Genomic DNA, 20272 nt, shown 5'->3' with positions numbered 1-20272 from the left:
AGCCTGCTCAACACAGGATCGTTCCCCTCCGCGTCGCGCTCGCGGTCGCGCGCGACCACCTCGCACAACGCCGCGCCCGCCTCGTCCTTCAGCGACGCCAGATACTCGCGCAGCATCGAAAAACGCGCGATGCTCCAGTCGTCTTCCGTCGTCGGGATCGTCGTCTGCAAAAGAATGCGAATCGGCTTCTTCATGTTCGTCAACCCTTTGAAAAGGATTTTGGATTTTAGATTTTAGATTTTGGATTAGCGTGCTGCTCAAGCTCGACTTCGGATTTTGAAAGTTCAACTGCCGAAACTCGAACAATCCAAAATCCAAAATCTAAAATCCAAAATCGACTCAAGGTATAAGCACGATCTTCCCGTACGCGCCGGGTTCGAGCACGGCCTCGTGCGCGCGCGCGGCTTCGGAGAGCGGCAGCTCGCGGCCGACGACGGGGTTGAGCGTCCCGCTTTCGAGGCCCGCGCCGACGGCGGCGTGAATGTCTTCGAGTTCGCGCGGCGTGGCGTTGAAGAGCGTGAGGCCGTGGATGCTCGCGTCGCGCGACATGAGCGCGCGCGGGTTGATCTCTACCGTGCCGCGCGAGCCGATGACCACCACGCGCCCGCCCTCGCCGCCATCGCCGCGGCCTGCGCACTCCCGCTCGCCGCCTCGGCGATGCTGCTGCCCAGCAACTGCCCCGAGCCCTTCGACCTCAACCTCGACGGCATTTCCGATGCGTTCCAAGTCGGTGCGGACGCGACGACCGCGGAGGTCATCTCGGGCGCGCAGGGCGGGGCTCTGCTGCACGCTCTCAGCACTGGGGACGCCTCCCGTGAGTTCACCGGCGCGGCCGCGGCGTTCTCGGTGCAGACGCCTGGCGTCCCGACGGTGGCCGCGGGCCTGCAGGTGAACGCCACTCTCCCGCTCGGCGCCGCCATCGCGATCGACCCGGTCACCGGCGCGATCGACTGGATGATCCCGGGTGCGCAGGGATGCACCGTCGGCGGCGCGGTCGAGGCCATCGCCGACCAGGACGGCGACGGCGTGTGCGACCTGCTGACCGCCGCCGATGAGGGGACCGCCCAGTCCGCCATGCTGATCTCGGGCGGCCGTGGCACCGTGCTCGCCATGCGCCAGGGCACGCTGGCCGCGCTCGCTGGCTACGCCACGGTGGGCGGCCGCCTCTACGCCCCCGAAGACCTCGACGACTCCGGCCTGGTCGACTCCGCCGACATCGACCTGTTCTTCTCCTACCTCTCCGGCAACGACCCGCAGGCAGACATCAACGGCGACGGCGCCGCCGACGGCACCGACTTCGTGGCGATGGTGAACGCCTACCAGCAGGGCCTCACCACCGTGATGTCCCTTGGCACCCCGCCCGGCATCGCCGGCGGAGGCATCGAGTCCAATCCCAACCCCAACCTCCCAATGCCACTGCCCGCCGACTGCACCTGCCCCGAGGGCACGCCCCCCGCGGGCTGCACGCTCCAGATGACGCTGGAGTGCGGGCTCGGGGCGCTCGTGCGCCCCGGGTCGGTCGCCATGATCCGGCCAACGTTCAAGGATGCGGCTGGCGCCGTGATCGACTGGTCGCAGCTGCCGCAAGGCGAGTGGTGTTACGAGAAGCTGAGCGGCCCCGAGGGCTCGATCGTCAGCGGCGGCATCATCACTTCGCCGGTTGCAGGCGGGGTGTCCGCGCGGGTGCGCTTCGCCTACCGCTTGCCCAATGGCGACCTTTGCTGCCTCACGGCTGAGTGCGGAGTCTCATTCGGCTATGACTGCCTACCTCCCGAGTGCATCGACCTCGCCCCCTGCGACCTGACCCGCGCCGTCAACAGCGCGGGCGAGCTGTGGGTGAGTGCGTGCACCGACGGCGACAACGGCCCTTGGGACCCCGCCGGCTGGACCTACGAATGGACCGTCACCGCCGAGGGCGGCGGGCCGTCGCTGTCGGTTCCGATGATCTGGTGGGAGGGGCCGTACGCGTTCTTCGAAACGACAAACGAAACCACTGCCACCGCTGAGAACGTGCCGAGCACCAACCGGGTGCGCGTGCATGTGCGCGTCATGACCGAGTGCGGCCCCGTCGAGGCCGAGTGCCTCTTCGACGTGCTCGGGGACCAGGATCAGGACGGCCTGAACGACACCCTCGAGATCATGGGCGGCTGCCCCGACCCTGCCAACCCCGATTCCGACGGCGACGGCTTCCCCGACGGCTCCGAGAAGCTCAACCAGCGCTGCGACCCCGCGAACTTCCCCGACATCATCACCGATTCCGACAACGACGGCCTCCCCGACTACTACGAGGGCCAGCCGGTCGTGTACGACCCGTTGGGCACCCAGCACCCGCGCCGGCCCGACGGCTCCCCCTTCCCGCCGCCGCGCCCGCAGGCGCCGCGGGGGACAAACCGATACGACTTCGATTCTGATGACGATAATGCGTCTGACCTTGCCGAAAGCGAGTTAGGCCTAGATCCGCTTAACGCCCTGAGCAACGCCAGCGAGCCGCGCGGCCGTGACGGAGTGACCATTCACAGTTTGCGGCGACACGAGCACGGGGTCTTCCAGCAGTACCTCGAGGCGCGTGGCTATTCGCACAGCCTTGTGGATCAGGATAAGGACGGGCTTCCTGATTCATTCGAGTTACTGGTTGGCTTAGATCCTGAGGCGCCCGACCAAGGCCCGGCCTCAGGAGCCGATCCCACCGATACCGACAAAGACGGACTCACTGACTCACTCGAGGCAAGGCTCGGATTGAGCGCCTCCAATCCGGATTCTGATCGCGACGGAGTCTTGGACGGGGACGAGATCGCGATGGGGCTCGATGCGCACGCTCTTGACTCTGACAGCGACGGGGTTCCCGATGGGGCGGAGGACCATGACAATGACGGCTTGCATAACAATTGGGAACGTCCGTCAGGGACAGATCCCTCGTCACACTTTTCGGCCGCGACTGGGATGTGTGATGGTTCCTCCCGCCGCCCGCATTATTATGAGGCGGCGTGCCCCGACCCCAACATTCTGCCAGGGTGTTCAGCCAGTCACAGCCAATGCATGCTAATTGCGGGCGGGAGTGGTGCCGCTGGCTCGTGGATGACACTCGATGGAAACGCAGTACCTCTGAGTTCAGTCAATGAAACCGGCACTCATGGGATCGCATCGCCCCTTGTCATCCCGCTCTCGAGCGGCACCCACAGCCTTAGTTACTCAATTATTGGCTTTTCAAGTCCATTTGAAGGAACCTGGCTCTGGATCGGGTCGGCATACCTGCAAATAGCGGCTGAGAACGGAGGGACCTGCACCTTCAACTGGGGAACCCCGAGCAGTTTCACCCCAGAAGACATATTGCATAACACGGGCAGAATGCCGCGCGTTGAGTGCATGGAACCCTCCTGCTGGCAACGCCGGATAGTGCTGGAAGATTGGCGTTTCACACCAGCAGCACCTCGCCTTGGTCTCTTCAAACTCGTTCTCGACCAAGACAATGACGACGGGTATAAATTCCCTCCAGTCGCCCCGGGCAACGTTGTAGAGTCTCAGTTGCCAAGTGACCGCCCCGGCAAACTCATATGGGTCGCGAGCGGCGACTCCGACGTCGACGGCATCCCCGACTATGCCGACGGATTCGGCATTCTGGACTCGCCTGAATACTCGAATGATGTGTCGCAAGCGATGCGACGCTTCGATCAATTGGACTATGCGGCGCAGCTGGTGCCACTGACGGTGTGTCTGCCCGATGATGTAGGTCCTACCGACCAACTGTCAGTTGTGTACTCATTGTCGGATCCACACCTGATCCAACCAGAGGCCGGTGAGCCGTTCAAACTGCCACAAGATGGTGTGCTGCGCGTTTGGACTGCACCATGGAGTCGAATGGTCAGTGGCCCTCAGCCAAGCGGATTACGGGATCCCAACAACAACTCGGTCCGAGACACATCAACGTTCTGCCCACCAGCCGGCACGATCTACCGCGGAAGAGTTCTCGTTCGTCCAGGGACCTACACCCTGGCGCAGCTCGGACTTCAACCGGGTGATCAGACAACGTGGTATGTGGAGGCGGTCAGGCCGAGTGAATCTGCGGGCGACGTGGCAGTTGCTGTGAGTCTCATCAAAGAGGGTCACTCTCCAGTCACGAAGGTGGCACAGTTCACAGCGATCGAAAGCCAGTTTGTCACGTATGATGCCGACGCAGGAGTCGAGTTGTCGGCGGGTCCGGAGTTCGCCCCCCAAGATCCTCGTCCAGAAGTAGCCATTAATGTGGTCGGAGCCATCCTCCGCGAGGACGGAGGAATGGATGTCACCATCAACTGGCATGTCAAAGACAGGCTCTCTGAGATCATCGAAGACACGGCACTGCGCGTGCAATCCGTTGCTTTCTACGCCAACGGTGCCGAAATCGGGCGAGTTGAAGGGCTTCCAGGACTCAGTCCCACACAGGCCAATCCACCATTCCAGCCCTTCCGACTGGAGGCAAGCGGAAGCGGGATCTACACGATCCCCGCGGAGACCGATCCGGAGCGCCCCGGCCATGTCCGAAGTTGGGGCGGACGGGTTGTCGTGGTCAATGCTCAGACCTCGGCCAACGCTGCGGGCAACGTCGGGTGGGACCGGGCCACAATTTCATGTGGATGGCGATCGGCAACGGCAGAAGAAAACTCGTCTCTCATCTGGATAAAGCCCAGTTTCGAGAACTTGCCGCCGAAGCGATTGATGCCGTATGTGCGAAATATTGACAATCACCTTGAGGGATCGGGCCCCTCCGACTTCACGCCACTGACCTGCCGATTCGAAGGCTTGCTGCCAGCCGCTCACGCGGTAGTCGCGCTGGAGCAGAACAGAACTGTTCAGCCACTTGCGACATTCACGTACAGCCCGCCACGTCAATACCCCGTCGTAATCCAGCAGGACGGTAGGCCACGCATTCTGCTGATTACAACGGACGAGTTACCGCTCGGTCTCGAAAAGATTGGGCCAGACAACGTGCAGCAGGTCATGCGCGATGGCGAGCTCGTCTACGACATTGTGGACCGGGCTGGCAACCGCGTTCAGGCGGCCGGCGCTCGGATTGTTACCGAGGAGTGTGCACGGGGCGGTGACCGACTAGTTATCGGGGAAAGTAGCGGCCCGTTGACCCGGGAGGTGCTCTTCTCGACGTTTGAAATGCTTTATGGCGATGCCGGCGTGCGTTTATTCGGGTACTACCATGCCGCTGGGCACGAAGTGCAAGTCACAAATTTGTGGTGGCCCCACAATAACCGATACGACGTCGACATTCTCACCGGCGGGCCGGGTGAGGTTGCCCAGATCGATCGAGATCTCGATCCAGTACAGGCGGCACAGTACTTGTCCGAGGTTCTCGAGGCAGCACTCGCATACACCTCCGTGCGCAATCAGATCGATCCGAATCTTGATCCGGATGCGATCGAAACGTTCGAAAGGAGTTATCGACAGGCTGTGACAAGAGCGGCTGAACTTGTCTCATCCGTTGCCGAGTTGTACTTTAGCGCGGTCAGCATCGCAGGCGCCGGTGCAGAGTTCGTCTTTGACGTCACGGACTTAGTCGCGGCCGCCGGCGACTTGGCTGATGGCGACGGTGTGCAGATCGCCTCGGCCGCAACCATTGGCAACGTCGTGTTGCCGAGGATTTTGGCGGTCGCGCTCAAGAACGTTGACAGCGCCGTGAGGCCGATGCGGCAACTTCGCATAGTGGCCAGACGAGATGGACGCGTCACGGAGTTGGTGGAACTCAATGAGAATACGCTTCGGGTGCTTCGAGATGCGAGCCGGGCAGGGAACAATGAGATCGCGTTCACCACACTTCGGCAGTTGCCCCTCGCAAAACGAGAAACCCTGGCAGCACGCGGGGTGGTGATCAAGCCCGCCGCCTGGCACGACGGTCTCAGGAAATCGATGTTGGACCCGGATCGCCTGATCAAACCGATACCATCGGATCTGAAGAATCATGCCGCGCACCACATGCTGCCCTACAAATTCAGAGCGAAGTTCGCAGCTCGAGGATTGGACGTGAATGATCCGCGCTTTGGTGCTTGGGTCAAGACGTCGAGGCATCAGAGCAGATCGCCATTCAGCAACAATGAGTTCAACGCCGCTTGGGCAGCATTTTTCCGTCGAGAAGCCGTCGATGGAGACTTGAGTGACACAGATGGCCTGCCGGAATACAGTACGGACCAGATTCTTGCAGAAATGGAGCGACTGCACAGGGCCTTCAAGTACGATCAATCATGACACCTGACCCGCAATTTTTTATCCTCGAAGGCAGGGCGGACAACAAGTACCCGACCGCGTTTGTCGATCGCACGATCTATACAGCGCTGCGTTGCGTCGCCTGCAGCCGACCCGTGCAAACCAAGATCGAACGTCACCAGTACGAACTCATCTGCGAGTTGGGCTCTGCGTGGCCGGACATCATGGAGTCAACCAACCTTGCCGGTAGGCCTCTCTTCAGCGAGCGCGTCGTCGATGCGCTTCGCGCGTCCGGTGTCGCCGTCGAGGTTCACCCCACCCACATAGACCTGCTCAGGAGCAAAAAACTTCGAAAAAGCGACGCCCCAAAGTACTTCGTCCCGCTACTCAAGAGTGGCATACGGATCGACTTAGAGGCTTCAGGCGAACGAAGGCGGTCGGATCCTCCAAGGGGGCCCGAATTGTGCCCTGTCTGTGGATTCCGTGAGAACCTCCCCGGACCTCGCACAAAGGCGTGGCAAGCGCACAAGCGGCGCGGTCTGCACGTTGTTCCAGGGAGTTGGGCTGGTTTGGACTTATTCATTTCCGAGGACTTGGAGCCTGTTTTGCAGGTATTCTGCACGCGCAAGGTGCTCGAGCTTGCACGCCGCGAGCGCTGGACCGGCGCGCGCTTCGAGCCGATCGATGCTCCCTTCGACCTTACCAATCGTTCGCACGTCTGGAAAGGTATTCCGTACCTCGGCAAACAGTGGCCTCCAAAGGCGTGGTACCCCCCGCCGCCCGACGCGGGGAAGTCGCCAGAGGAATGGGTACAACAGCTTGTGTCCGGAGTTGAGCAACTTCCGCCAGCGCGGTCCGGTTATAAAACGCCTCAGGCAGATGTCGCGGGAGCTTTCCACGCGCTCCTATGGATCGGTGCGCCGGCGATCCCATTGCTCGAGCCTTTGCTTTACCATGTGAACCAGAACTTGCGAAAAGACGCGGCCTGGCTCATTCAACAGGCCGCTGAACGAGACGAGGTCACGCTGGACCAGGACATGACCACGGTGATCAGCAGGATCAATGCCGAGCCGCTTGTGGGCGATTCACTTTCTCCAGAGAGGTACCAAGGGGAGATCGATCGGCGCGAGTCGCCCCCTGAATAAGCGCGGCCGCTATGCCCCGTGTGGTTTCGCGGCCACAACCAACAAACTGAAAGTGTCTGAGAGGGCTGCAATTCCTAGCCCCTCCGAACCTACCCTGACCCATCCTCCGACGCAGCCCACGGGCAGCGGCGGGTTCTACTCCGTTAGCCGCAAGCTGACCGGCGAGAGCGTCTTCACGCTCATCGGCAACAGCGGCAAGAAGTTCTACGTGGACTCCACCATCCCCGCGGGCGTGGCGGGGGCGACCTACATCGTGCAGGGCTGGCGCGGGCAGACCGCGGGCACGCCCAGCAACCAGCTCACGATCCAGTTCGGCGTGGGCGGCGGCGGCTTCGCGAGCGTGAAGCTCGCGGCCTGAGCGCGGCGGGGTTGCTCTTCAAGCTACATCCATCTCTTCCCGGGGCCGGCGCGTCTGCGCCGGCCCCTTTTTTGCACCAGCACACGAAGCCCCCGCCCCCGGTAAGCTGTTGGGATGAAGGGTCAGGCGTCGGTCTGCGTGGTGGGGTCGCTGAACATGGACCTGGTGGTCCGTGCGCCGCGGATCCCGCACCCGGGCGAGACGCTGCTGGGCAACACCTACCGCACCTTCGCGGGCGGCAAGGGGGCTAACCAGGCGGTCGCGGCCGCCCGGATGCTGGGCGGGCAGGGCTGGGTGGCCCTGGTCGGCTGCGTCGGCGACGACCCGCACGGGGCCAAGCTCAAGGCGGCCTTGGAGCCCGAGGGCGTGGATCTCTCCCGTGTGCTCACCCGAGACCCCGAGATGCACCCCACGGGCCTGGCCCTGATCACGGTGGCCGAGGGCGGCGAGAACACGATCGTGGTCTCGCCGGGGGCGAATGCCTCGCTGACCGCCGGTGATGTAGAGGCTGCGAAGGACACGATCGCGGCCGCGGGCGTGCTGCTGTGCCAGCTGGAGGTGCCGACCACCGCCATCGCCGCAGGCGTCAAGATCGCCAAGGAGGCCGGGCGGGCGGTGATCCTCAACGCCGCGCCGGCGCGCCCGCTGCCGCCCGAGCTCATCAAGCAGGTCGACGTGCTGGTGGTGAACAAGTCAGAGGCCGCGGTGATGCTGGCGATGGACCCGAGCGTGGATGCGGCGCGACTGGCCCTGCGCCTGCCTGACCTGGGCGCGCCCACGGTGATCCTGACGCAGGGCGCGCACGGGGCCATCCTCGCCCACAAGGGACGGCCGCGGCGCATGGCCGCGGTGCCGGTGCACGCGGTGGACTCGGTGGGCGCGGGTGACGCGTTCTGCGGCGCCCTGGCCGCGGGCTGGGGCGAGGTGCACGCCGCGATCAAGAGCAAGAGCCACGACGAGTACCGGCTGGTCGAGGAGGCGGTACGCATCGCCACCATCGCGGGTGGCCTGGCCACCACGAAGGCGGGGGCGCTCCCGAGCATGCCGCGCCGCGCCGAGGTGGACGAGCTCGCGAAGAAGGGCTAACCGACGCCGGGACTGAGCGAGTCCGCGAGCGAAGTCCCGGGTACCCCCGCGGCCCGCAGCAGGACCCGCGACTTCGCCGTCGCTGCGGCGACCGGCTCAGTCGCGGCGTCGTTCACAGCACCACCACCTCCGTGCTCCTCTCAGGCGGCCGGTACCCCTCGTGCTCGGGCACCTCCGCCACCCACACCGAGTCCGCCTCGATGGCGTTGAAGCGCGTGACCCGGAACTCGCCGCGCTGGTACGCGAGCGTCTGGCCGTCGTCCTCGTACAGCAGCCCGCTCGCGGCGCCGTCTTCGAGGTTCACGAAGAGCGTCAACTCGCGCAGCGGCTCCCGCGTGTGCTGCACGACTGGCCCGACGGGCAACACCGCGCCCGGGGCGAGGTAGCAGTGGGGGAGAGCGGGGTGATCTTCAGTCACGTGGAGGCGCTTCCACGCCGCGAAGGCGCGGTGCTGCTGTGGGCTGAAAGCCCGCCCCCCCGGGAGGCACACCAGCACATCGATCCCCAGCAGGAAGGCGTTGTCCACGGCCCTCAGCGCGGGGTCCTCTCCATCGACAAAGAACACCGGCCGCACCACCGGCACCCCCGTGCGGCTCGCTTGCCAGAACACCGTGTACAGGTACGGCATCAGCCGGTACCGCCGCTCCAGCGCGAGGCGGCACGCGTGCTCGACATCGCCGCCGAAGGACCAGGGCTCGTGGTCGAGCGTGCCCTTGTCCTTATGCCCGCGGCAGAAGGGCATGAGCGCCCCCACGCCGATCCACCGCGCGAAGAGCCCGGGCTCGGTGTTGCCCACGAAGCCGCCGATATCCGGCCCGCAGAAGGGCTGCCCGCTCAGCCCCAGGTTGAGTGCCATGGGCACCGTCCAGCGGTAGTGCGCCTCGCTGGCGACGTTGTCGCCCGTCCACGTGGCCGCGTAACGCTGCGAGCCCAGGAACCCGGCCCGCGTGAGCAGGAACGGGCGCGTGTCCGGCGCGTGCCGACGCAGGGCCTCCAGCGACGCCCGGGCCATCTGCATGCCGTAGATGTTGTGATACTTCGCGTGCGGCCCCGGGCCGCCAAGGTCCTCATCGGCGTCATGCCGGTTGTCCTCGGGCATCGTCTTGCTCGGCACCCCGAACACCGCCGGCTCGTTCATGTCGTTCCACACGCCGTCGACGCCGACGTTCAGCAGGTGCGGGTAGAGCCCTGTGAACCACTCGCGAGTGCGCGCGTTCGTGAAGTCAGGGAACGCGCAGTCGCCCGGCCATACCTTGCCGTGGTACTCCGCGCCGTTCGCGCTGGTGACAAAGTGCCGCCCGTCGCGCCCCGCCGCGTACAACGGGTAGCCCTCATCCACCTTCAGCCCCGGGTCCACCATGCACACGACTCGGAAGTTCTTCTCGTGCAGCTCCCGCACCATCGCGGCCGCGTTGGGGAACGTGTGCGGGTCGAAAGTAAAACTGCGGTACCCCTCCATCACGTCGATGTCGAGCCACATCGCGTCGCACGGGATCCACCGCTCCCGCATCGTGCCGGCCACCTCCAGCACCCGCGTGTCGGGCGTGTAGGTATACCGGCACTGGTGGTACCCCAGCGCCCACTTAGGCGGCAGCTCCATCTTCCCTGTCAACTCCGCCAGAACGCGCACGACCTCCTCGGGCGTGTCGCGCGGGATCACTGTCACCGCCGGGCTGGGTCCCTCCACCTCGAAGCGCACCCGCCCCGCCCGCCGCAGGTCGATCACGCAGCGGTAGGTCGACTCGACGACGATCCCGAACGCCCGCACCCGGCGCGACCCGCCCACCCCGCGGGAGAGCCCCAGCACGAAGGGGTGCGACTGGTACAGGCTCTCGGTCTTGTCCGAGTACCCGTAGCTGTCGCGGTTCCACAGCACCTTGCGTGTGCCGTTGCGCAGCAGCCGCCCCGCCTGCTCGCCCGTGCCGTAAAAGTGCGCCAGCGGCGCGTTCACGAGCTCGATGACCGTCCGCCCGCGGGCCCGCCCCCGCCCCCTCGTGAACTTCACCCGGATCGGGAACCCCAGCGGCAGCGGCCCACGCCGCACCGGCTGGTCAACCCACCCCGGGAAAGGGGGCAGCGGGCGCATCGAATGCCGCTCATCAAGGAACCGGGCGACGCCATCGCCGGTCAGGTACGCATTCAGGCCGGCGTGCATCACTCAACGTTACCGTGCCACCGAGATGTCTTCATCTCGGTGGTCCCCCTCCGGATCGCAGGAGCGCAAGAAAATCGCCTTCACAACCTGCTTAGACCGATATCGCGATGCCTCCTTTCCCAATCACGAGGCGCTTCCGTTCCGGAGTCTGCTGGTGTCCCGATCCACGCGCGCGACCGCCCTCCCCTTCGCCCCCCAGGCCTTCCGCCCGGTCGAGGTCCACGCCCCGGGCCTCGTTCGCACCGCCCGCATGGTGCTGCGGCCACTCCGCGAGAGCGACAAGGGCGAGTTCCTCCGCGTGCTCTCCCTCAGCCGGCAGCACCTGCACAAGTTCTCCTGCCTGCATCGAGAGGGCGAGTCCGACGCCCAGCTCTTCGCCCGCCAGCTCGAGATGTGCCGCGTGGGCGACGAACGCGGCACCGCCTGGCGGCGCGTGGGCGTGCTCGACGGCGGCCGCATCGCCGGCTGCTTCAACCTCAACGCCATCACCCGCGGCCTCACCTTCGAGGCGGATGCGAACTGGTGGGTGAGCGCCGACGTCTCCGGCCAGGGCCTTGGCACCGAGGGGGTGGCCGCGATGATCGACTACGCCCTGGCAGATCTGCCATCCGGGCTGGGGCTGCACAAGGTGCAGGCCGCGATCATGCCCGGCAACGCCGCGAGCATCCGCCTGGCGCGCCACGTGGGCCTGCGGCGGCAGGCGAGCGAGAAGGTCTCGATCCGGATCGGCGACCGCTGGGAACTTCACGAGGTTTATTCCCGTAGCGTGCTCGACCAGCCGGTGCCCGCGCCGGCGGTGGCCTGCTAGACCCCTTGATCAGGGGATTGTCTGCCCCCGACCTCTTCCCTACAAGGCGTCGCGCCCGCAAAACGGACGTTGAATTTGCAACCGCTTACCCCCGCTGGCACGCCGGAAACCGCGTTCTTATAGGCCCTTGCAACCGAAACAGGCCGCCCGAATTGCGGTTCCCGTGCGTCGTTCCTATCCTTGACCCCTTTGGCACAGGCCATAAACAGGGGTCGGCGAGGGCGTAGCCACGCGGCAACTGTTTTCTAGAGCAAGGTTCTGCCCCGGATGCCCTCTGTCACCCACGACGGGCGCAGCTTCATGATCGACGGCCGGCGGGTCTGGCTCGTGTCGGGGCGCATCCCCTACGCCCGCCTCCCGCGCGACACCTGGGCCGACCGCATCCATCAGGCCAAGCTCGCAGGCCTCAACACCATCGAAACACCCGTCCTGTGGAGCCGCCACGAGCCCCGCCCGGGCAAGTTCGACTTCACCGGCGACAACGACCTCCGCCACTTCGTCGACCTCGTGGGCAAGGCGGGGATGTACTGCATCCTCAGCATCGGCCCCTTCGTCGACTCCGCCTTCGACTTCGGCGGGCTGCCCGCGTGGCTGCGCGAGAAGAACACGCCCGCCCTCCGCACCACCGGCGGCCCCTTCCTCGAGGCCTGCTCCCGCTTCATCACCGCCGTCGCCGATCAGATCCGCGGCTGGCAGGTGACCGCCCCCGGCACCGGCGGCCCCGTGCTGCTGCTCCAGTGCGAGAGCGAGTGGACCTGCGGGCACGAGACCCTCGCCAACTCCTACCTCGGCGAGCTCACCCGCTACATCCGCGAGGCCGGCCTCAACGTCCCGCTGATCAACTCCAACAACCTCTGGCAGGGCGTCGAGGGCCAGATCGACGGCTGGTCGGGCAATACCAACCTGCTGGCCACCATGCGCCAGCTCGCGTCGGTGCGGCCGACGCAGCCGCGCGTGGTCATCGACCTGCCCCTCTCCCGCCCGTGGGCTTGGGGGCGTGAGCACGACGCCCCGCTCGACGGCTGGACGGTGCAGCGGCGCCTCGCCGAGGTCCTCGCCGGCGGCGGCCAGTTCAACATCTCGACCTTCTGCGGCGGTACCAACTTTGGTTTCAGCGCCGGCCGCCTCACCGAAGGCCCTAACGCCTTCAGCACCACCAGCACCGACCACGGCGCCCTGATCGACGCCGCTGGCCGCCACACGCCCGCGTACAACGCCGTGCGGCGCCTGGCCCACGCGGCCTCGCGCTTTGGGCGTGTCTTCTCGAACCTTGACCTCTCGTATCAGCCCATCGCCGTGCAGCCCCTGGATGCGCTGCCCAACGGCAACGGGAAGAAGGGCAAGCACGCCGAGCAGCCCGAGCCCCCGGCCGTGCTGCACGCGTTCGGGCCGCAGGGCGGCGTTGCCTTTGTATTCGGCGATCCCTATGGGATCGACAAGCGCAATGTCCCGCTGCTCCTGCCCGACGGCTCGAATCTTTACGTTCCTTTCGGCAACCAGTCCGTCGTCTGGTGCTTCTTCAACGTCAACATCTCCGCCCGCGGGCGGCTCGACTATTCCAACCTCTGCGCCCTGGGCTCCATCGGCCAGACGCTCGTGTGCTACGGGCCCGCCGGCGCGACCGCGCAGCTCTCGGTGAACGGCTCGCCCATGGAAGCAACCGTGCCCTCCGACGCCGCGCCCGCGGTTGTCGAGCACGAGGGCCTCACCATCGTCCTGGTGAACGAGGCCGCGGCCGACCACGTCTTCTTCGCCGATGACGCGGTGTACGTCGGTCTCGAGACCATCGCCGCCGACGGCCATCCTGTGCCGCTCGCGGGCGCTAAGGCATTGCGCTTCGGCATGGACGGCAAGAGCAAGCCCGTCCCCGCCGGCCACCACGCCAAGGCCAAGCCCGCGCACGAGAAGCTCGGGATCGGCCAATGGTCCACCGCGTCCGTTGATGACTACATCGACGGCACCAGCCCGCGCTACGCCACCATCGCCGGCCCCGCCGACCTTACCAAGCTCGGCAGCCCCACCGGCTACGGGTGGTACCGCATCAACTACAAGGGTGACGGCGCCCGGCGTGCCCACCTCATGTTCCCCAGCGCGGGCGACCGCCTGCACGTCTTCTGCGACGGCAAGCTGACGTCGATCGCGGGTGTCGGCCCCGGCGCCGGCCACGAGGCCGTGGTGGGCATGAAGAAGGGCCCGCAGCAGCTGGTCATCCTCGCCGAGAACCTCGGGCGCTTCGCCGGCGGCGCGAACCTCGGCGAGGGCAAGGGCCTCTTCGGCGACATCGTCGAGGTGACCGCCCTCAAGGCCGGCAAGGCCAAGCTCGCGGGGGGCGCGCCCATCAACGTGCTCGCCTTCCGCGCGCCCTTGTGGGAGCTGAGCGAGGGCGACGCCACCAGCCCCGACCGCCTCACGTGGACGCTGGCGCACCGCAAGAAGTCCGCGGTGCTCGTGCACCTGCCCATGCCGCCGCAGTCGGCGCTGCTGGTGCTCAACGACAAGCCCATCGCGTACATCGACCGCACGGGCCCCACGCACGTCGTCATCCCCGAGGACCAGCTCTCCCGCGGGAACAACACCATCCAGCTCGCCCTCGTGCCCCACGCCGATGTCGAGACCGAGATGGAGGACCTCGCGGGCGAGGTGCACTTCTACGACATCGAGGGCTCCCTCACCGCTGATGCCGAGATGTCCTTCGCCAAGTGGGAGCAGCCCGGCCCCACGATGTACACGCCCGCGAAGACGCCCAAAAACACCCACGCCCCCACGTGGTGGAAGGCGCCCTTCACGATCGACCGCCCCGAGCAGCCCCTCTTCATCGAGCCCCATGGCATGACCAAGGGTCAGCTCTACATCAACGGCCGGCACCTGGGCCGCTACTTCGTCGCCACCGCCGACGGCAGGCCCATCCCCGGCCAGGACCGCTACTACATCCCCAGCGCGTGGCTCAAGCCCGAGGGCAACGAGCTCGTCCTCTTCGACGAGCACGGCGGCAACCCCAGCAAGATCAAGCTCACGCACTGATAGGAACCCCGACCGTCAGGGAGGGATATGGCCGCGCTTCGCGGCCATGTTTCGCCATAGACCGCATACCACGCACCGCCTAGCCTGCCACATGGCCAAGCGAAGCTCACCGAAGCAGCAACCCCGCCCCCTCTGGCAGGAGGCCGCCGCATTCGCCGCCCGCGCCCACCGCCACCAGATTCGCAAGGACGACAAGACGCCCTACGTCTCGCATGTCTTCCGCGTTGCCATGACCGTCTCTCAGGTCTTCGGCTGCAGCGACGAGACGGTGCTCGCGGCCGCGCTCCTCCACGACACCATCGAGGACACGACCACCGACTACGACGATCTCGAGGAGCGTTTCGGGCGCGAGGTTGCTGATACCGTGGCCGCGCTCACCAAGAACATGGCCCTGCCCGAGGACGAGCGCGAGGATGAGTACGACGCCCGCCTCGCCCGCGCCGACTGGCGGGCCCGCCTCATCAAGCTGGCCGACACGTACGACAACTACTGCGACGTCGTGAACCAGCCCAAGGACGTGCAGAAGAAGAAACTCGCCGACAGCAAGGACAAGTGCCGGCGCGCCCTCACGCTCGCGCAGGCCGACCGCGGCAACGAGTTCAGCGACTGCGCCACGGCCGCGGTCAAGTCGCTGATCGCCTGATCTCGTTCACTTCCTCGCTCTCTCCGCCCGCCACCACCCCGCCCCCTCCCGGTCTCCCAGCCCCTCGCAGCACTTCACCATGTCCTCCAGGAACTGCACCCGCCACGAGAACTCCGGGTGGTTGCTGCGGTAGTCCGGCTCCCACACCCCCTCGAGCAGCGCCCGCGCCTCCGCCCACCGGCCCAGCTTCGTCAGCACGTGCCCGCGCAGGAACGCCATGTGCGACCGCGCGTCCCGCGGCGTCGCCGGCAGCCCCTTCAGCTCCTCCATCGCCTCGCGCGTGATCCGCTCAGCCTCCTCCAGCTGCCCCAGCTCCGCGCGGCAGTACCCCATCATGCCGCGGCTCAGCGCGATCGTGTGGTGCTTCTCGCCCACCGCCGCGCTCAGCTCCGCGATCACACGCTGAAACTCGCTGATCGCTTCTTCGTGCCGCCCCGCGACCGCCAGGAACCACGCCAGGTATCGACGCTCGTTCGCCACCAGCAGCCCGTCCCGCGCGTGCTCGGGCACCTTGGCCCAGATCGCCAGCGCCCGCTTCTCCAGGTCCACCGCCTCCGCCGCCCGCCCCGTGAACCCCATCACCGAAGCCGCCTCCTCGATGCAGATCAAAACCGAGAAGTCGTCGGGCCCGAACCGCTTCTCCAGGATCCCCGCCGCCCGCAGGGCCGCGTCCGCCTTGATCCGCGGCTCCAGGTCCCCCTCCGCCGCCCGCACGATCGCGATGAGCGTCCCCACGATCGCCACATCGTCCTGCCCCAGCAGCTCCTCCTGCAGCCGCAGCAGGCTGTTGAGCGCCGCCGTCTTTGGCACGATCGACGTCTCGTACGGCCGCACCGCCCCCTGCGCCCGCAGGCGCGGCAGGTCGCGCCGGATCGCCGACGCCGTATCGCCCTCGCCCCATGCCGCCCGCAGCACCGCCGCCAGCGGGCACTCCGGGCACCGCTCGATGAACTCCGCTGCGTCCGACAGTGACGCGTTCAGCTCCGCGTCTTCCGGCGGCAGGTGTTTCAGGCGGCGCGTCAGCGCCTCGCGCAGCAGCGGCTCGCACGCCGGCAGGTCCCCCGCCTCCAGCCGCATCCGTGCCTTGAGCGCCTGCATCAAAGCGATCGGCAGGTCACCCTCGTGCTCGGGCTGTCCCGAGTACACCGTGACCGCCGCGTCCGCCTCCCGCTCCGCTTCCGCCGGCTTCCCGCTCGCGTGCAGCACCCGCGCCAGCAGCGCCCGCGAGTCGGCGCTGAACGTGGTCGCGACGCCCACCGTCTTCTCGCGCACCGCCAGGGCCTCGCGGCACAGCGCCTCCGCCTCCGGGTAGCGCCGGCGGGCCAGCAGCACCCCCGCCAGCTCGTGCATCGTCGCCGCCACCTGCGGGTGCTCCGGCCCGTGCTCCTGCTTCAGCCGCACCAGGCCGTTGCGCAGCGACACCTCCGCGTACTCGATCATCGCCGCGGCCTTGCCCTGCCCGAACCCCGTGTACACCCCGCCCCACAGCCGTCGCAGCGTCTGGTCCAGCGCCGGGTCGTCCTTGAACGCCCCCGTTTCCAGCCGCAGGTACAGGCGGCTGAACCCCGAGCCGATGGCCGTGTCCAGGTCCGGGCGGTTGGGGTCAGAGTTCGGCAGCGCCGCCCGCAGCAGCTCCGTCACCGCCCGGGCCCGCGTCGCCTCGCCCCGCGCCGCCGCCTGCTGCGCCGCCGCCTCCTCGGCGCTTTTGGCCGCGGTGGCCAGGCTCACCGCCACCGTCGCGCCCGCCCCCAGCAGCAGCACGACCACCGCCCCCGCCCACACCAGCTTCCGCCGGTTCACCAGCAGCGCCTTGCGCAGCAGGTACCACCCCGACGAGCCCCGCGCCTCCACCGGCTCGCCCGCCAGGTACCGCTCGATGTCCTGCGCCAGCGCCGCGGCGGACTGGTACCGCAGTGCCTTGTCCTTCCGCAGGGCCCGCCGCACGATCGCCTCAAGGTCGCCGGGCAGCCCCGGCACGTGCGTCCGCGCCGGCGCGGGCTCCACCTCCGTGATCGTCCGCGCGATGTCGAAGATCGACCCGCCCACCTCGTAGGGCATCGCCCCGCACAGCAGCCGGTACAGGATGACCCCCAGCGAGTAGACGTCCGTCAGGGCGTCCACGTCCTCGGGCTTGCCCGCGACCTGCTCGGGCGAGGCGTACGCCGGTGTGCCCGCGAACTCGCCGGTGATCGTCGCCTGGATGCCCCCCGCCTTGGCGATCCCGAAGTCCAGCACCACCGGACGGGCCACGCCCGCCAGGCCGCTGCGGCGCTCATCGCCCTGGGTCACCAGGATGTTGTCGGGCTTGAGGTCGCGGTGGATCACGCCGTTGAGGTGGGCGTGGTGGATGGCGCTGCACACCTCGATGAACACCCGCAGCACCGACCGCCGCTGCTGCTCCTCCGTTGCCCCGGGCGCTTCCCACTCATCGATCGCGACGCCATCCACAAACTCCATCACCACGGCCTTGCGCCCGTCGCTCAGGGTCCGCGACTCGTACACCGTGACGATCGACGGGTGCCGCAGCCGGGCCGCGATCTCCGCCTCCCGCTCCGCCCGCGCCTGCTGCCGGCCGGACCCGCCGGCGCGGGCCAGCACCTTGATCGCCACCTCCCGCGACGTGCTCTCCTGCACCGCCCGGTACACCACCCCCTGCGCCCCCTGGCTCAGCACCCGCAGGTGCCCATACCCCGGCACCCGCGGCGTTCCCTCGGGCGCCAGCGACGGCCCCGCCAGCGACCGCGCCCGCGTCAAAAACGCCGCGTCCTCCCGCGCCTCCTCCAGCCGCGCCCGGCACACACCACACCCCGCGATGTGTGCCAGCACGCCCTCGGGCAAGGCCTCCCCCGCCGCGTGCCGCTCGATCAGCTCATAGCTCGCGCACGCGCCGGGGATTGGGGGGGAAGGCGTGATGTCCGGCTGCACCGACACGTCCGTGTGCTCCTCCATCACGACTTGCACGTTCCCCACACCGTCTTGCAACGAACAGAAGAATTAACCGCAGAGCACGCAGAGAACGCAGAGAGAAACAGGAACAGACTTTTTTCCAGACCAATCTCCGTGCTCTCCGTGCCTCCGTGTTTGGTATTCCTGTCTTCTCTGCTTCTTTGCCTTCCTCTGCGTTCTCTGCGTGCTCTGCGGTTCAATGCCCTACGCATCCGCCTCAAACGCCTCCGTCAGCTCCGCCACCAGCCCCCGCAGCCGTTTGGTCACCCGGTTTTTGGCCACGTACACCTGGTCCACGCTCATCCCGCACTGCTCGGCCACCTGCGCCGCCGGCACGCCGCGCAGCCCCACCAGCTCAAACGCGAGCAGCGTGCGGTCATCCACAGCCGACTCATCGCGCAGCACCCCCAGCGCCCGCTCCAGGATGCACCGGTCGCGCTCGTCGGTCCAGATCGACCGCAACTGCTCGTGGGGGGGGTGCGTCTCCTCACCGCTGGGCACCTCGTCCAGCCACGTCGACCCCCCGACCCCCGCGCCCCCCGCGCGCCGCGATCCCCGCATCACCTTCAGCGTCGTGTGGTGCGCAATGCCGAGGATCCACGACGACAGCCGCCCCTTGGTCCGGTCGTACCGGCCTTCCCTATAGGCCTTCACGAACTCGCTGAGCGTCTGCTGCCCGACCTCGTCCGCCTCGCTCTCGCGCAGGCCTAATCGCCGCGCCAGCCCCACGATCACCGGCCGGAACCGCTGGTCGATATGCGCCCACGCCAACTCGTTGGACTGATCCCCCACGCCCCGCAGCGCATCCAGCAGCCGCGTCGTCGTCCGCGTCGCGATGAGCGGATCGTCCGTCACGCCTCCGAGTATACCGGAAACGGCTGCGGTGACGTATGGTTCGCGCCCGGTGCTGCGACCTCGGCGTCAGTAAAACCGCGTCTTGCGACCGCAAGATTTTCATACGACCGCCGCTCCCATCTGCCATAATCCCCGACCCCCTCGGAGGTGCGTACGCAATGAAGGCTCCAACCCTCCTGCAGATGATCACCCTCCGGGGCCACACGTTCCTGCCCGCCCCGATCGGCCCGGGCTCGCTCGTCGTTGACCTGGGGGCCAACACCGGCGACTTTTCCCGCCAGGTCCGCGCCCGCTACGGCTGCCGCGTCTGCGCGGTGGAGGCCAACCCCGACCTGGTGCCCAAGGTGCGGGCCATCGAGGGCGTCGAGGTCATCCACGCCGCGGCCGTGGGCCGGCGCGGCCCCATCGAGTTCAGGCTCTCGGACGACATCCTCGCCTCCAGCGTGTGCGACCTGCGGCCCGGGGTCGCCAATGGGCGGGTGGTCACCGTCGAGGGGCTGACCCTGCCCGATATCCTCGCGCGGTTCGGGCTCGCGCTCTCGCCCACCGGGCAGCGGCTGGACCTGCTCAAGGTTGACATCGAGGGGGCCGAGGTCGGGCTCATCATGAACGCCCCCGACGAGCTGCTGCGCTCGATCGACCAGATCACCCTGGAGTTCCACGACTTCTGCGGCCTCAACACCGCGGACGAGATCGTTCAGGTCTGCCGCCGCCTCAAGAGCCTGGGCTTCGACGGCTTCCGCTTCGGCATCGACAACACCAACTGGCTCTTCGCCCGGCGGGGCCTCAAGGGGGTCGGCGCCCTCCGCCGCTGGTACGCCACGCAGCTCATCCGCAATGTCCGCAACGCCCTGCACTGGGGCCGCGGCAAGCTCGGCCTGCACAACCTGGGCCTGGGCGACGACCACGCCCCGCAAGCTCCCGCGGCGTCCTGAAGCATTGAACCGCAGAGCTCACAGAGATCGCAGAGGAATGCAGAAGGCAGGCCGGGATTTGGCGGACCCAGATCGATGGCATCCATTCCCCGCCTCTCTCAGCGTTCTCTGCGTGCTCTGCGGTTACATGCCTC

12 protein-coding genes are annotated in these 20272 nt (G+C 67.0%); 8 read left to right on the top strand and 4 right to left on the bottom strand.

Going from position 1 to position 20272, the window contains the following annotated elements:
* A partial coding sequence (locus VD997_04240) for a hypothetical protein (GenBank protein HYE61184.1) occupies nt 1-194 on the bottom strand: 194 nt, incomplete at its 3' end.
* 82 nt (nt 195-276) lie between these two features.
* On the opposite strand from VD997_04240, the gene VD997_04235 reads away from it, so the two are divergent.
* From VD997_04235 to VD997_04220, 4 genes are all read left to right on the top strand, one after another.
* The gene (locus VD997_04235) at nt 277-6228 is read left to right on the top strand and encodes a hypothetical protein (GenBank protein ID HYE61183.1); all 5952 of its coding nucleotides are present in this window, start codon (nt 277-279) and stop codon (nt 6226-6228) included.
* Complete coding sequence (locus VD997_04230; GenBank protein HYE61182.1) at nt 6225-7331, top strand: hypothetical protein; 1107 nt, start codon at nt 6225-6227, stop codon at nt 7329-7331. The genes VD997_04235 and VD997_04230 overlap by 4 nt, the downstream gene beginning before the upstream one ends.
* A gap of 52 nt (nt 7332-7383) precedes the next feature.
* Nucleotides 7384-7689 (top strand): hypothetical protein, encoded by a 306-nt coding sequence (locus VD997_04225; GenBank protein HYE61181.1) that lies wholly within the window; start codon nt 7384-7386, stop codon nt 7687-7689.
* Nucleotides 7690-7803: 114 nt separating this feature from the next.
* Nucleotides 7804-8775, top strand: a complete 972-nt coding sequence (locus VD997_04220) for a ribokinase (protein ID HYE61180.1) — start codon at nt 7804-7806, stop codon at nt 8773-8775.
* A gap of 112 nt (nt 8776-8887) precedes the next feature.
* Here VD997_04220 and VD997_04215 read toward each other — a convergent pair whose 3' ends face one another.
* Nucleotides 8888-10930: a TIM-barrel domain-containing protein gene (locus tag VD997_04215; GenBank protein ID HYE61179.1), complete on the bottom strand. Its 2043-nt coding sequence runs from the start codon at nt 10928-10930 to the stop codon at nt 8888-8890.
* Nucleotides 10931-11084: 154 nt separating this feature from the next.
* Between VD997_04215 and VD997_04210 the strand changes: the two genes are divergently transcribed.
* The 3 genes from VD997_04210 to VD997_04200 all read left to right on the top strand — a co-directional run bounded on the left by VD997_04210 (nt 11085) and on the right by VD997_04200 (nt 15402).
* Nucleotides 11085-11738 carry a GNAT family protein gene (locus tag VD997_04210; GenBank protein ID HYE61178.1) on the top strand — a complete coding sequence of 218 codons (654 nt, stop codon included), beginning with the start codon at nt 11085-11087 and terminating at the stop codon, nt 11736-11738.
* Between the two features lie 267 nt (nt 11739-12005).
* On the top strand, nt 12006-14759 hold the full coding sequence (locus tag VD997_04205; GenBank protein ID HYE61177.1) for a beta-galactosidase: 2754 nt from the start codon (nt 12006-12008) through the stop codon (nt 14757-14759).
* A gap of 91 nt (nt 14760-14850) precedes the next feature.
* A complete protein-coding gene (locus VD997_04200) occupies nt 14851-15402 on the top strand; it encodes an HD domain-containing protein (GenBank protein HYE61176.1) in 552 nt (183 codons plus the stop codon).
* A gap of 6 nt (nt 15403-15408) precedes the next feature.
* On the opposite strand, the gene VD997_04195 is transcribed toward VD997_04200, so the two are convergent.
* Both VD997_04195 and VD997_04190 read right to left on the bottom strand, forming a co-directional pair.
* Nucleotides 15409-18363 carry a tetratricopeptide repeat protein gene (locus VD997_04195; protein ID HYE61175.1) on the bottom strand — a complete coding sequence of 985 codons (2955 nt, stop codon included), beginning with the start codon at nt 18361-18363 and terminating at the stop codon, nt 15409-15411.
* A 189-nt stretch (nt 18364-18552) separates the two neighbouring features.
* Nucleotides 18553-19203 (bottom strand): sigma-70 family RNA polymerase sigma factor, encoded by a 651-nt coding sequence (locus VD997_04190; GenBank protein HYE61174.1) that lies wholly within the window; start codon nt 19201-19203, stop codon nt 18553-18555.
* 182 nt (nt 19204-19385) lie between these two features.
* Between VD997_04190 and VD997_04185 the strand changes: the two genes are divergently transcribed.
* Nucleotides 19386-20138: an FkbM family methyltransferase gene (locus VD997_04185; GenBank protein ID HYE61173.1), complete on the top strand. Its 753-nt coding sequence runs from the start codon at nt 19386-19388 to the stop codon at nt 20136-20138.
* The last annotated feature ends 134 nt before the right edge of the window (nt 20139-20272 follow it).

Source organism: Phycisphaerales bacterium (assembly GCA_035627955.1).
GTDB lineage: Bacteria > Planctomycetota > Phycisphaerae > Phycisphaerales > UBA1924 > JAEYTB01.
This window is presented reverse-complemented; position numbering and strand designations above follow the sequence as displayed.

Excerpts from the sequence above, each read along its gene's own strand:
- VD997_04230 (HYE61182.1), top strand. The coding sequence starts at position 6,225 with ATGACACCTGACCCGCAATTTTTTATCCTCGAAGGCAGGGCGGACAAC.
- VD997_04220 (HYE61180.1), top strand. The coding sequence starts at position 7,804 with ATGAAGGGTCAGGCGTCGGTCTGCGTGGTGGGGTCGCTGAACATGGAC.
- VD997_04215 (HYE61179.1), bottom strand. The coding sequence starts at position 10,930 with ATGCACGCCGGCCTGAATGCGTACCTGACCGGCGATGGCGTCGCCCGG.
- VD997_04205 (HYE61177.1), top strand. The coding sequence starts at position 12,006 with ATGCCCTCTGTCACCCACGACGGGCGCAGCTTCATGATCGACGGCCGG.
- VD997_04200 (HYE61176.1), top strand. The coding sequence starts at position 14,851 with ATGGCCAAGCGAAGCTCACCGAAGCAGCAACCCCGCCCCCTCTGGCAG.
- VD997_04185 (HYE61173.1), top strand. The coding sequence starts at position 19,386 with ATGATCACCCTCCGGGGCCACACGTTCCTGCCCGCCCCGATCGGCCCG.